Below are 14,514 nucleotides of genomic sequence, written 5' to 3' on the forward strand. Positions count from 1 at the left end.
TGATCGGATTAAAATTATACGGTATCATATTTGTAGGTGTCCTCATCACGTATGTATTCTATTGCATTCACTATTATGCGCAATAAGGGAGGTCGTTTTTTGAAAATTAGTGCCTATACACTTTCTTATACCATCGTAGCACCAAGCGGAGAAATGTACCCGACGCAAGAAGTGGTCATGTATACAGCCTCACAAGAGCGTGCGATTCAATTACTAGATGATGAAATGCAGCGAAGATTAGGGAAGGGCTACAATCGACATATCTCTTGTACAAATCAAGAAAAAGAAGAACACGAACCCATCCAACTGTCCCTTTTCTAACCATAAAAACCCTTCAGGTCGTTAGCTTACCTGAAGGGAAAAATAAGAAGAAATGCCTCCTACTTGTAGGCATTTGCTATGGGTGTTCAATATAATGGAATATACGGAACACCTTGATTGTATCATATACTCATATAGAGGAATACTGGAAAATCCATCATATATTCCTACACAAAATCCCCTTGGAATCGCATGAAACATGCATGTGACTCTCAAGGGGATTCCCTTTACACACCTCGCCACTACTCTCTCATTCTATAGCCATTCCGTTGCCAAGACTGTGTGCTTTGCTACGCTTACCTATACTAAAAAAAGAGCAGGCATACAATACAACGTCAGTATTGTGTGCCTGCTATACATAGGGATTTTGATTTTTGTTGAAGCTACTATGAAAAAAGTGAAACATGTTAAACTCCGCATATTGGAAGTCATATTAATTGATCTTCCTTATTATACAGCAAATATCGACAGGATGACAGAGAAAACCCCTTATTTGAGATATTTCTCTTTTATTTTACATGTTTTTACATTATAGTACGTGAAATTATTAGTTTTCTACTTATCTACTTCCACTTCCTCACTTCATACAAAAAGCGAAACCCCTTGCGAGAGTAAGAGTTTTCGCTTTTTTATTTTACTAGCATACCCTTTACAACAAGTTGCAATTTATATTTCAGTTTAGTCGCAACTTGTAGCTATTAATATGTATGCTATATTCCACAAAATAATTACATTTTAATTATCCATTTTACTATTATTAATCTATTCATCAGCATTCACTTTTATGTCCAAATGTTTCTTCTGTATAAAAATTGGACATCTTGGACAACCTTGTAGCAACTATTAAAATATAAGGGTGTTAATTATGAACTGGTTTAATTTAGGTAAAAAGAGAAGCAAATTTGGGCGTTGGATAGACAAACAGTCAGACATCACTCAATTAGATTTAGAAAATACTTCAAAATTAAGTAGAGGAACGATTTCTAGAATATGCAATGAAGAATCTTATCAACCTAAATATTCTACAATTTTTAAGATTAACAAAGGATTAAGGATATTGAAAAAAGATGTTAAATATGAAGATTTTTTTTAGAGTAGTAAATGCTTACCATACGTCTTTCATTAAATATGTTTGCACATACACATTATGTTTCAGCGCATAATTCATTAATTGCTTCTCTCTACAGTCAGATATCGTACAAAAGATGATGATGGGCTTAATTTGCTGTTGCTTCTGATAAATGTTAGTTAAATAAGCATAATACTGTATTTTCTTTTCATTTACTTTCATATGCTGTAGCCGGTCTACTTCTACAAAGTGAGGAACATTGTCTTTTGTGAAAAATGCGTCTGGGACAATTGTTTTTTCTTCTCCTTGATAGCGCAGAGTGATGACTTGCTCTGTTTTCCAATTCGGAAAATCTAGCCACATCCATGCTTCATTTCGCAATAAAATATGTTCTAATTGATGCTTCTTTTTTCTTTCTTTTGCCTGTATGCCGAGTAGTGCCATCCCTTTTTTATTGAGATAATACACATACTCTCGGTTGTGCGAAGTCACATGACAGTAGGAGCGTAACTCCTTCAGAATACGATTGGCATTCCGAATGCTACCTAGACAATGAATGGCTTGCAACTGTCGTCTAGACGCAAATTCCAATTTACTTAAACTCGATAAAATCTCGATTTGTCTCGCTTTTTGTTTCAGTTTTTGATGTTTCAATTTGTTTCACCACCTTATACTGTTTTAATGCTTTCCACATTTCCTTATTGGACAGATAAGGCACTTGAATTTCTTCTACACGATCTGTTTTGAAAAGCGCTCGCCCTGGTATGGATGGAAGTTCTTCTAATCCACTTTCATCTATCGCCACCTGTGAAGCCACTACGGTCGGTAAGCGGAATCCAATCTTGGCGTCGCTGTTTTGTTTTATTTGTCTCGGTAATGTATCAGAAGTCGGGTACTGGGTGCAAAAAATCAGGCGAAACCCCAATGCTCCGCCAATCCTCGCTATTTCCGATAACATTTCTTGACACATATAGAGCATATCTCTCTTTTGTTTTGGCAATCCCTGTGTTGGACACAAGTTCGCTGATTCATCAACTATAATGAAATAGCGTTCTTTGATTGGTGTATCTACAATGTTGGTAAAATAAGATTCTTTCATGCGTACTACCTGTTCTACCATCTTTTCACGGATACGATTCAACATATGTTAGTGATAGGTAAGGATTTGAAGTTATCTCTACCTTTTCCCCCACTCCACACCGTACGTGAGACTTTCATCTCATACGGCGCTCCATCTAATTTGCTTATTGTTTAATTTTTTCTAAATTACAAGCTCTTCGATATTGGTTTATTCGTTTAACTTGTTCCACAGTCAACGAATGTCTTTGAAAGTAAAATTCAATCGTTTGTTTATTTGTCATGTGAATTAATCTATGAAGTTCTTTATGAATGATTCTAAGATTTGCGTATTCATCTGTTCCACCTAATTCCTTCGGAATATAATGATGGCAATGCAGCTCACTTGCTGATAAAAATTCTTTGAGTATCTCACATTTTCCATTCAACATAGAATACCTTGCCATTCGATTATCCAAGTATTCTATACTTTCATTCGGGATATTTGCAGTTAATAGTTTCTTAATTTCGCTTAACACCAATTTATTTAACTCAATATGTTTGGCAATCCTTCGGCCTTGTTGAGTATAAGGCGTTTGAGTTTGCGTGTAATTCCATATAGTTGCTGTTTGTATATCCGCTAGTGGAAATAGGTAAATACCACATACTTTAAATGTTCGATACTTATTTTTAAAGAATTTTGTATACACCGGAGGTGCATTGATTGGAACTTCATATTTCCCGACACCTTTTAATCGATTGAATATTACTAATGATAGGTTAAATGCAAGCTGTTTCATTTCAATATTTACATGTGTAGCATACCTAAAATAGTTACGCAGTCCAAGTACATAGGCATTATATAATTGCACATTTTTCCGAGTTGTTGACAATTGAATAGCCTTTATTCGCTTTTTAATCTCAAGTTTGATTTGCTTCTTTTTCTTATTTGATATCCTAGAGTTACACACCCATTTGTTTCTTTTAGGTACTACATATAATGAATATCCTAAGAACTCAGATTTGTTTTTCCTAAGGTTGATTATTCTGGATTTTTCTGGTGAAATATCTAGCTTCAATCGTTCCTTGAGATACATTTTTATCGCGAAAAACCATTTTTGTGCCGTTCGGAAATCCTTTGCCATAATTTTAAAATCATCTGCATAACGAACAATAAATCCTTGTTTCAATTTAGTACCTTTCATCGCTCGCTTTTGATTTGCATTATTTGTATATGGATATGATGTTTCAAAATAGTGCCATTGACTTGCTATCCATTGGTCTAAATCATTTAAAACTATATTGGATAGTAATGGCGAGAGTATTCCACCTTGTGGTGTTCCCTTTTTTGGAATTCCAAATCCCTTAATTGGTGCTTTTAGAATTAAATAGATAAGTTTTAACACTCGCTTATCTTTAATACCCATATTCCACAATTGTTTTAGAAGTAATGTGTGATTAACATTGTCAAAGAATCCTTTTATATCTATATCTACCGCGTAATGAAAAGTATTTCTGCTTATCAAAAACATTACTCTAGAAATGGCATGTTTTGTTCCTCTCATCGGACGAAATCCATAACTATGTTCGTAAAATTTCGCCTCGCAAATCGGCTCCAAAATTTGCCTAATCATTTGTTGAATTAACCGATCAAACATAGTTGGAATACCTAAAGGTCTTTTATCTCCATTGGGCTTAGGAATAAAAACTCTCTTTACTGCTTTTGGTTTGTATATCTCTAGTTGTTTACAAACCAATGATAAAAATTCCTTTTTATACATTGGTTTATAATTATCTATCGTGAACAAATCCGTGCCAGCTGTTTTGGATCCCTTATTAGATTTTATTATTCGGTATGCTAAAAGAATATTGTTCTCCGAAGTAATCAGTTCATATAGACCATGGAATGATTTATTTCCTTGACTTTCTTCATATAACCTATCAAATGTTTCTTGCATATTGTAATATTCCCAATATCTCATTGTTGTGCTCAACTGTGGAAACCTCCTCGGTTTTTGCCCACATTCCTACCTGACCATTGAGCTTCATTTTCTTAAAATTAAACATAAACCAAACTAGACTTGGGACCATCCCTCCACGTTCATTAGACGCTTCAACGGTACTGTGCCCCTACCTTCACAAAAATAAAGGAATTTCGGCTCATCACCTTATATCCACCTGCCCAGTAGTAGCTGTTTGCATGTAGCAGTTTTTTGCTTCCCACGTTCCAATATATCTAGCTATTCATGATAACCGTAGGTGTTTGCTATAAGCCTGTAGAGTTTATAAGCTCATCGTTGCTTATCCCGAATTTCAGCCATCCGACCCTTACTTTTCGGTGCTCTACCACACTCTTGTGTGCTATACCTTTCGATATAGTGCAATTTTAGACCCGTACATTCGCAAATTCGTCAGACCCATAAGAGCCATTCTCACCATAGTTATCTTTTCAGCCATCCGACCTATCCTACACCATATGATTAAAAATCACTTAGGCTCGTTCAGCCGACTTCACCTAGCTTCATACACAATCTGTCTACTAACAAATCATGCATGTAGGAGTATTAATGGAGTTGTTTCAATTCAACATGACGAATTTCATTCCAACTCTCGATATATTAGTTATTGTTGCTAAAGATAAATTCCAGCAACACTCTCACTTCACGTCTAAACGCTTATAGAGAAACGTGTCGCGCCAAATGCTTGCATGGGATTCTCCGCCACTTCTTCTACTTGTGCCAAGTCCTTGTAAGGGCTGAATTCCAATCCTTCTTTTAAGTCAATCACATAGAATTTCACATGACGGGGTTGCTGTAAAATTAAGCTCGTCATCATATTTTTGAGAAAAACTGTCTTACCAAAACGAGTCATCCCACTCACGCACATATGCGGTGTTTTTTCAAAATCATGATAAATCATTCGATCTAACGCTCTTCCCATGATGACGTTCCATGTCTTCTCTCGTAACAATTCACTCGACCAATGCCATTTTTCAGGAATGCATTGCTGGAATACCCGTATAAACAGCTCCCGTTGTTGAAAGGAAATCATTACGGGTTTATACAACCCTTCCTCTAATACTTGCGCTAACTTCTGTATGAGCTGACTCGGCACACCTAATGGCAGCCGATAGACAAATGTTGTACTAATATCATCCTCTGTTTGTTTCAAAAATACGGGGTACTGCATTTCTCCTTTATGCTGTACACACACTTTCGTGATTTCAAAAAACGCTTTGATTTTCTTTTTATCACTTAGCTCTTTTCCCTTAAAAAAATACGCTACTGTTAAAAAAGTAACTGGAATTACCAAAAGTGAAAACATAAACTCCATACCTCCCTAGAGGTAGTTGGGGTTATGTAGTACATAAGAAAGAAGTTGTTTCCATGCATTGCGACAGCTCCCTTCAACTACCCGATAAAATACTAGCGTAGAAATACATCGAGCATATCACGTAGCAGATACCAGACCGTGCCAATCAACAAGCATTCAAGACCCGCACGTAGTACCCAATCGGGAAGGTGAAGCCCTTTTCTTTTAAGCAATTTAATACCCATAACGGTTGCACCTGTCACGCCATATACAACCCCTAATTCGCCTACAATGGTCATGTTATCGCCAGCCTTTCGGTTGAATGGATAAATTCCCTTGAGAATCCTTGTATAACTGGTAATCTTCTAATAACTCATTCCAAGAGACAGGATGTTCATCATCATATAAATCTTCTTCAATTTTTTGACTTAAATAATAATAACCTCGGTACTGTCGGTCCAGATACACGTCATGACGTAGCATGTGCTCCTGTATGGCTGTTACATCCTCTTCTTTTCTTGTACTTTTGTACATTTGTTGCAATGTACGAGAAGAATAGAGATACGGTGTGCTGTACAACATTTGATATTGACTCATACATCCTGTTGCGATAGGTTACTGCTTGATATTATCTTACAGTTTTCCCCCGCCTAACACCGTGCGTGAGACTTTCGAGCTCACACGGCGTCCCATCTTCCTCCAGTTACACATTCCATAAACTAACCTTTATAGCTAATGCAACTTTTAAAATAAAATTTACTATGCTACAGGGCTGTTAGATTTTTCATATAAAACATTAAGATTGATCAATGGAACGGCTTCATATTTCCTTAGAGCATTGATTTTGTCAATTTGTTGTTCCGTCAGGGAATATGTTTCAACAATTCTTCTAATTTTGATAATGTCTTTTATTCTTACCAATTTGTGAATGTCACTACAGAGAATTAAAAGGTTTTGGTAAGAGTCGTCTGCCGTTTTCCTAAATGGCATAATATGATGACATTCCCAATCATGCTTACCCAGCTCCATTTTGGTTATGGCACATTTCCCATTTTGTGAGATAAACTTAGATATTCTATTGTCATTATATTCGATAGAACAGCTTGGGATATATGACCTCATAACATGCTGGAGAGTAACTGAGTTTATTCGCTCTAAGTTCTTATGAATCGAATTTCTTCCCTCAATTGTATAGTTGTTGATGTCTTGACTGAAATTCATAGGCGATACATGCTTTTGAGCATATATAGGTGATAAAACTTTACCTTGTATTTCTTTCATAACCCATGCGTACCCTTTGAACCTTTCAGTTTGGTGTTTATCCATATGAGTTCGATTTCCGTCGATCCATTTCTGTTTAAGACGGCAATTCAAGCTCTTGCGACAGTGAAAGTTAATCTCTGATAGGTTTTTAGTAATCAATGTTGCCATTTTGTAGTAATTTTGAATACCATGTATGACTGAATTATAATTGGCAACCGTCTGTCGTGTAGGACGTTTTTGTAACATTTTAATAGCATCTTTGATTTTCCGTTTAGCTTTGTGTATAGACTTAACAGACATCACACTGGATATGGACCATAACTCTTTATACTCTGCACTATTACCATTTTTCTTACGTTCACGATTGGTGGTCTTGATTCTCTTTGGATTTGCTTTCTTTTTTCCGCCTTTTTTGGTTGTAAAGTATTTGTCAACGGACCTTTTCCTTTTCCAGACTGCCTTAAGTTCAAGTCCTAGAAATTCGGAACTCTTTTTCTTCAGGTTAACAACTTTAGATTTATCCTCCGAACATTCCAATTTCAATCGTTTCCAAAGAAAGTTCTTAACAGATGCAGAAATTAATTTTGCTTGGGTTGCAGTTTTACAAAGTATCTTAAAATCATCGGCGTATCTTACAATGAAGATTTCCTTAAGGTTTGAAGCTTTACGCAAAGCTCTAAATTTGTTTATATTGTCATATGGTAAACCTTTTGTTTTGCCCCTCCGGCTCCTTGCCGGAAATAATTCCCACTGACTTGCAATCCACCAATCTAATTCATTTAAGACGATGTTCGACAGAAGAGGAGAAAGTATACCACCTTGCGGTGTGCCTTTAGTTGGTATTCCTTCCCCTTTTATTTCAGCTTTTAGCATTGCCGACACGATGGAAAGGAGTTTTTTGTCTTTTATGCCGATGGTCCACATCTGTTTCAGTAGTTTCCCATGATCAACATTGTCAAAGAACCCTTTAATGTCGATGTCAACGCAATGGTAAAATTTCGCACGACTCACTAAATACATCAGTCTCGCAATAGCGTGCTTTGTACTTCTATTCGGACGAAATCCATATGAATGTTTGTAGAATTTAGCTTCGCATATTGGCTCTAGTATTTGTAAGATGCATTGTTGAAACAGTCGATCCCACATAGTTGGAATTCCCAAGGGTCTCATCTTACCATTATCTTTTTCGATCCACATTCTTCTGACAGGCGAAGGAAAATAGTAGTCAAACATACTTCTTATTTTCCCAACAACCTCTTCAATAGAAAGTTTAGATATATAATTAATAGTAAGTCCATCTGTTCCTCTTGTCTTGCTTCCAGTGTTCTTCTTGATATTTCGATAAGCTAACCGGATATTTTCTTCAGATGTCATTAAATGGATTAGTTTATAGAATTTTTGTCCTTCTAGGCTTTTTGAATAGAGACCATCAAATAATTCTTGAAGTCCATAATACTCCTTGTGCCTAAGCTTCTTTTTTGAATTCAAGTTGGTTCCTCCTTGCGGGTGAAGAGTGCAAAGATTCACTTTTCTTAGTCGTATTCGAACCTTGAAAGCGTCATAGAATCTTAATTTGAAAGTGTGTAACCTCTTGAAAGACTAGAGGCTATCCCTTATCCACCTGCCATTACAGCAAGCTTCGTGTGGTACTGTGCCTCCACCTTCACCAGAGCAAAACTAGCTTATCCTTTATCGGCTAATATCACCTTAAGTATTCACTATGACCGCTTCACAGGAGGCAAATCCTCCACGTCCCTGGCTTACAACGTTGCAATATACCGTTCTTTTACTGTGTTCAATTATTTATTGAAACCCAGTGATTGCTTTAGGTGCTTCCTATGAACCTGATAATTATCCAGAGCCTGTAACTCTGCAAGGACTTTCATAATGGTGAGTTTTACTTATCCTCAATCATCGTAGCCTTCAGCTACACCCCATCGCTTAGAGGGGGCTATGGTTTAGATTCGTACATTCGAAAGTTCGTCAGTGCTGTCCTCCATATTAAATGGATTTTAGAGCACATTCTCACCATGACAACCAGACACCAGCAGCATGACCCACACCGTCCCCCTCGGGCTGGTTTTCCCTATCAAAAGATAAGGGCGGATTCTTCCACCATATGACATCGGGCTTAGAACACGCTGAAATTTACCTTCCAGTTCGTGCACTCCGACCTCGTGTATTCCCTTCCAGGCGTTACCCCTTCATTTGAAATAACAGTATATTACTTAGACCCCAGTAAATCTTTAGAAACAGGATCCGCTAGATTTTACGAACATGATAGCCGAAGCCACCTGTTCTTGGTCTAACAACGTTTCGCACCACCATCCATATAAAATTCTAGGTTCTTTAAATACATATGAGGGAGCAGAAGAAAACTAAAGTTGTACAAAAAATAAATACTAGACCCACGGCAACGATTAATGCTTTTTCGGACCATTCACAGATCTAATGATAAGAAAATTGTTCTTATCCGCCATAAGATAACTAAAAAATGTTAACTCTTCATGTTGAAATTTTAAACGATAACAGTTTTAAATTTTCTCAATATTATAATTATTATTTTTATGTTAAAATAATAAGACTTAAAAATTAAAAAAGGAGACTCATAATGAATTTAATGCAATCTAGTTCTAACAACCAATTAGTAATCGAATTAGAAAAGTGGTATTCATTAATTCGAAAACAACATGTAAAAGAAGCTAAAAAATACTACACTTCAATTAACGCATCCTTTTCCAAAACAACTTCTCCAATAGCTACGTTATACTTATTATTTCGTTATAGGTACTTAATACTATTAGAGGATTATCAAAATGATTTAGAACTAAATATCTCACAGTTTGATAGTGATTTTAAATTGAACTATTATTATCATTTTTTCAAATTCATACACCGTACAAATACTGGAGATTATCAACAAGCTCAATATTATTTTGATAATGCCAAAGAATTACTAAAATATATTGATGACGAATGCGAAATTGCAGAATTTAATTATCGCGCCTCTCTTTACTATTACTATCTAGATGATCCTATATTAGCGATTCATCATAGTAATAGTAGTCTTAATTTATTTTCTCAATATAATGAATACGAAATAAAAATAGCTGCCTGCGAAAACACTCTAGGCATGTCCTATACAACATTAGAAAAATGGCAATTGGCTGAAGAATATTTACTTTCATCACTTAACACGTTCAAAAATCACAATCTACAACAATGCGTTTTAAAAGTAACTTACAATTTAGGGTTATTGTATTCTGAACAAAACCGCCCTAATCTGGCTATAGAGCACCTTTTGAACTCTTTTGAAAATGAAAAAGACTATAAAACAATGTTTCTTTTAGCTCGTGAATATTACAAATCAAATAACCACACACAAGCGTTATTTTTATTACAGAAAGGCTTGCCTTTCTGTGATAAGCTATATACACAGCATTATAATATTCTCATGGCTTTCATTGAAAATAAACCGTTAGAAGAATTAGAAGATATCATAACAACCGCTATAGAATATCTAGAACCGCATAGACTATGGAAAGACATTCAATTCTATAGTGATGAATTAGCAATTCGTTATTTAAACCAAAAAAACCCTGAAAAATCTAACGAATTCTTTTATAAAAGTTATACTACCAAAAAATCACTTAATTAATGGGAGGTAATAAAATGAAAATATTAAAATTTACTATATTAACAATAATGAGTATTGGATTATTATCATTCGGTTTACCCAACGACCATAATCAAGAACTAGGAATTGATCAAAAATCAAATAAAATTCTTATTCAATATGGTCACGGCAAAGGAATTTAACCAAATAAAAAAACGGTATTTTCATACCGTTTTTTTATTTGGTTTCAAAGCGAATATCTCTCCCATCTTCTCCAATTGTTCGTTTATTATTGGAAATTGATTTTGCTTCGGGAAGCATTTCTCCTGTAGAACGATTAGTCCAATTCGAACTACTATTGATACGCCATTCTTTATTTTCCTCTATCCACTCTATCCAAAATTCAATATCTACCATTTGCCCATACACAGTAGCAGGCTTACTATATTTCACATATGTCGTGATTGTTTGATTTGGCTGGTCGATTTGACTGTATGTATCTAATACTTGAAAAGTTTGTATATTCCCTTCTTTAGTTGCGGCCCTCCAGTCTGCAAGGTACGAATACTTCGGCAATAATTCTTCTTGAACACGCTTCGTTAAATATTTCTGTTGTATCCCACGTACCGTTTCATCCGATATCCTACTATCTTTTTTTAATAAATAATGATCTAAGTATTCTTTTGTGCGTTGTTCAACTACCTTCACATCTTCCGCCGTTACTTTCTTTTTAGACTCGGTCTTTTTTGATGTTTGTGGCACTTCCTGCTTGGCTGCCTGCTGGGCATCAGGGGCATCACCGCTTTTGGCTACGATGATTCCGACCATAACTCCCACTACAAGGAGTAAAACACCGATGACACTATATAACACCTTTGTCTGTTTCAAGCTATTCACCCTTTCCTTCTATAGTTCTAAACCTCTATGTTTCATTTTTTGCCTTCTGATTTCTTGTTGATGCTCATATTCTCTTTCTTTTGCTTCTTGCTGCATTTTTTGACGCGTGCGCTCCAGAATATCTGACACTTCCAGTAAGCCATCTAAACGATTTTCTTTTTCTTGGAATTGATGATACGACAACTTCAATTCTTCCAACTCTGCTTGGCGTGCTTCCCCATTTTCTTTGACTAACTCTTGCTTGAGTTGTAGAACCTCTTTGGCTTTTTCAATGCGCTCCTGTACAGCCTGATACTCTTTTAGTAATGTTTGGTCTCGTAGTACCACTCGCTTGAACGTATTCCCTTTTGTTTCTAACTCTTTCTTCTCTTCTTCTGCTTGTGCTAAGACTTGTTCTGCCTGGTGTACTTTCGCAAATTTTTGTACCACCGCTGATACATGCGAAATACTTTGCTTCACATGCAATTTTTTACGAATAATTTTATCTTGTAGGTCTTCCAAGTTCCCTTGACGATTCACAAAATCATACACCGTGCCACTTTCTTCATTCCACAGTTTCATTTGAACCAATACTTGTCGCTCTTTTTGACTCAGTAAATGGCGATTCGTATACAAGTCTTTCAGCTCTGGATACGTTTCTCCTACATAGCGAATCGCTTGTTCTTCTAATACCTTTTTCGCTTGTTGGATTCGTGGCAATTGCACTTCCGCTATCCGTTCTTTTCGGAGCGCTTCTTTTTCTATTTTCTCTACATTCCACTTCATTCGTTGTAAGCCATATGCCATATGATTTACATCAATTCCTATTTGAGTGAACCATGTTTTTAATTCTCCCAATCTATATTGTTGAGAATTTATTTTTCTCCACTTAGAAGAGAGTTCTTGATACTCACCTACTCGCTCAATCGCAAGTTCATACTCCATCTTTTTCGTTCTTGCTTCATTCAATATGACCTTAATTGGTGTATCCGTTACTTGTTCTTGCAACTGGTCAATAGCCACAGACACATTGTGATAGGTTACTTCTTTCCGTAATACTTGTTTGGCTTCCTGTAACATCTTTTCTTCTTTTTGCTGTAGCGATAGTTTTATAGCGTAAGACATACTTTCTTCTTCTGTTACATCTCTTCCCATACTTTGTTTCCAGCTAAACCATGTACTCTTAATCGGGCTATTTTCCACTACACCTAATGACTGCATATACGATGCTGTTTTCGGATATTGTTTCAACTCTTGTTCGCATCGTTCTACTAAAATCTTACGAGCTTTCACTAACACTTTTGCTTGCTCAATAATGTGTTCCACACGTTCCGAACGTTTTTGTTTTTGTTCCGCCACTTTCCATTTATGGAGTTGCTTTCTTCGCATATCAATGGCATCAATGGTTACTTCTTTTCTGATAATTTTTTGCGCTTCTGATAACACTTCATTTTCTTTCACTCTTTGCACAATCATGCCCATAGAAAGTGAAGGCGATTGTTTCATTTCTTCTAACAATTGAATCGCAATTTCTGGGTGTTTTTCTTCCTTCCAATCACGAAGATATACGCTGTATCCTTGGCGAGAAAGATAGGACATCGCTTGCAATTCATACCACTGAATGGCTTGCTTCGTATCCTCTCTTTGTGCTTGTAATATATTCATATTTGACACAAAACGAGTATCCGAAATATGTCCATCATTCTTCTGTTTTTGCATACTCTTTTCCCAACGATCTAACAGGACTACATGTGATTGTAGACGTTCATAAGTTACAGATTGCTTCAGATGACTTTCAATCTTTTCCATAACCATGTCACGCTCGACCGCTTCTACAAGTGACACCATATCTTCTGTTTGCAATTCTTTCATTTTTTCATACATGCGAACCGAATATTCACCTTGTAATTCCATTGGTTGTTCTTGAATATATACGTGCAGATTTTTCTCTTCTAACTGTCGATAAGCGGATGTTTCAATTTGCTCTTTTAACCATGTATAAGAATGTAATTTCTGTTTCGATTTATTATCTTGTAAACGTTCTTGTTGTTTCGTAACAAGCTCGATTTTTTTATGAAGAGCGACATATCCTTTGACGGATATCTCTACTTTTGAAATCGAATCTGTTTCTTTCTTTTGTTGTTCTTTAACGAGCGATTGTCTCTTTTCTTGTAAGGAAATGAGACGCTGATTATAGGCTTGCACACGACGATTATATTCTCCTGTTTCTGTACGAATTCCACGTTTTTCTAACTGATGTTCTTTATAACCGACATGCTTTGTTGGTAACAACTTAATTCCTCGTTCTTCGTAAGAACGATGGTCAATTCTCTCTTGTACATTTTCTTTTTCTAAAGACAAATTTGCATACTTCGCCCATGCTTCTCTCCATGCAAGTAGATTTTCTTTCTTATCCCAATCTCTATTTTTCTTTTTCACAAATCCATCCTGAGAAATCTCACGAGTTGTCAATAAAATGTGGGCATGAGGATTGTTTTTGTCATCTCGATGAATGGCAATATCAGCAATCATTCCTTGTTGTACAAATGTATCATGTGTAAACGTTAAAACAAGTTCTCGTTGCTCCGATTCTGACAATTCATTCGGGATTGCTACAACCACTTCTCTTGCTAATCGACTGTTTCCTCTTTTCTCAAAACGTTCTACTTCATTCCATAAATCTTGACGACGAAAAACCCATGATGGTGCTTCAGAAAGTGCTAGGATATGCGTCTCAGGTTGCACGGTACGAGAGTAGTATTTCGTTTCTTTTGTTCGTTCACAATACAATGACTCACCACTTCGATACGCAGCACTCGCTACTACATTTTGTTGTTTCTTTCTTGAAATTGTTTTTACCTTTAAATGATAGATCGCCATATCCTAGTTCACCTCCTCAAATTTGATACTTCCACTATACAAACCCCGTAGGGAACAACCGATGTATTTCGGTTGTTAAAACGTACAAACTGAAAGTTTGTGTAAGTGCGCACTGTACGTT

Annotated in this window: 11 protein-coding genes and 2 pseudogenes; 4 read left to right on the forward strand and 9 right to left on the reverse strand. The window is 36.1% G+C overall.

Annotated elements, in window-relative coordinates; genetic code table 11:
- Nucleotides 1–99 precede the first annotated feature (99 nt).
- Nucleotides 100–321: a hypothetical protein gene (locus MHI28_RS33720; RefSeq protein ID WP_100910769.1), complete on the forward strand. Its 222-nt coding sequence runs from the start codon at nucleotides 100–102 to the stop codon at nucleotides 319–321.
- A gap of 865 nt (nucleotides 322–1,186) precedes the next feature.
- Nucleotides 1,187–1,414 carry a transcriptional regulator gene (locus MHI28_RS33725; protein WP_078188154.1) on the forward strand — a complete coding sequence of 76 codons (228 nt, stop codon included), beginning with the start codon at nucleotides 1,187–1,189 and terminating at the stop codon, nucleotides 1,412–1,414.
- Nucleotides 1,415–1,426: 12 nt separating this feature from the next.
- Here the strand turns inward: MHI28_RS33725 and MHI28_RS33730 are convergent, their stop codons facing one another.
- The 7 genes and pseudogenes from MHI28_RS33730 to MHI28_RS33760 form a co-directional block, all read right to left on the reverse strand.
- Complete coding sequence (locus MHI28_RS33730; protein ID WP_340828874.1) at nucleotides 1,427–2,044, reverse strand: replication-relaxation family protein; 618 nt, start codon at nucleotides 2,042–2,044, stop codon at nucleotides 1,427–1,429.
- A pseudogene (locus MHI28_RS33735) lies at nucleotides 1,983–2,556 on the reverse strand (FtsK/SpoIIIE domain-containing protein); the annotation flags it as partial. The gene MHI28_RS33730 and the pseudogene MHI28_RS33735, both read right to left, overlap by 62 nt.
- Nucleotides 2,557–2,634: 78 nt before the next feature.
- Nucleotides 2,635–4,440, reverse strand: a complete 1,806-nt coding sequence (gene ltrA / locus MHI28_RS33740; RefSeq protein ID WP_340827644.1) for a group II intron reverse transcriptase/maturase — start codon at nucleotides 4,438–4,440, stop codon at nucleotides 2,635–2,637.
- A gap of 706 nt (nucleotides 4,441–5,146) precedes the next feature.
- Nucleotides 5,147–5,770, reverse strand: a pseudogene (locus MHI28_RS33745) (FtsK/SpoIIIE domain-containing protein); the annotation flags it as partial.
- 101 nt (nucleotides 5,771–5,871) lie between these two features.
- The gene (locus MHI28_RS33750) at nucleotides 5,872–6,057 is read right to left on the reverse strand and encodes a hypothetical protein (protein ID WP_340828875.1); all 186 of its coding nucleotides are present in this window, start codon (nucleotides 6,055–6,057) and stop codon (nucleotides 5,872–5,874) included.
- 1 nt (nucleotide 6,058) lies between these two features.
- Complete coding sequence (locus MHI28_RS33755; RefSeq protein WP_340828877.1) at nucleotides 6,059–6,355, reverse strand: hypothetical protein; 297 nt, start codon at nucleotides 6,353–6,355, stop codon at nucleotides 6,059–6,061.
- A gap of 162 nt (nucleotides 6,356–6,517) precedes the next feature.
- A complete protein-coding gene (locus MHI28_RS33760) occupies nucleotides 6,518–8,509 on the reverse strand; it encodes a reverse transcriptase domain-containing protein (protein ID WP_445661815.1) in 1,992 nt (663 codons plus the stop codon).
- 1,123 nt (nucleotides 8,510–9,632) lie between these two features.
- Between MHI28_RS33760 and MHI28_RS33765 the strand changes: the two genes are divergently transcribed.
- Nucleotides 9,633–10,679, forward strand: a complete 1,047-nt coding sequence (locus tag MHI28_RS33765; protein ID WP_340828878.1) for a hypothetical protein — start codon at nucleotides 9,633–9,635, stop codon at nucleotides 10,677–10,679.
- 14 nt (nucleotides 10,680–10,693) lie between these two features.
- A complete protein-coding gene (locus MHI28_RS33770; RefSeq protein WP_000698019.1) occupies nucleotides 10,694–10,840 on the forward strand; it encodes a hypothetical protein in 147 nt (48 codons plus the stop codon).
- Nucleotides 10,841–10,874: 34 nt separating this feature from the next.
- On the opposite strand, the gene MHI28_RS33775 is transcribed toward MHI28_RS33770, so the two are convergent.
- Nucleotides 10,875–11,534: a hypothetical protein gene (locus tag MHI28_RS33775; RefSeq protein WP_340828881.1), complete on the reverse strand. Its 660-nt coding sequence runs from the start codon at nucleotides 11,532–11,534 to the stop codon at nucleotides 10,875–10,877.
- Between the two features lie 9 nt (nucleotides 11,535–11,543).
- On the reverse strand, nucleotides 11,544–14,393 hold the full coding sequence (gene mobQ / locus MHI28_RS33780; protein ID WP_340828883.1) for a MobQ family relaxase: 2,850 nt from the start codon (nucleotides 14,391–14,393) through the stop codon (nucleotides 11,544–11,546).
- Nucleotides 14,394–14,514: the final 121 nt, after the last annotated feature.

The sequence above is a fragment of the Bacillus sp. FSL K6-0268 genome (assembly GCF_038005425.1).
GTDB classification, from domain to species: Bacteria; Bacillota; Bacilli; order Bacillales; family Bacillaceae_G; genus Bacillus_A; species Bacillus_A thuringiensis_S.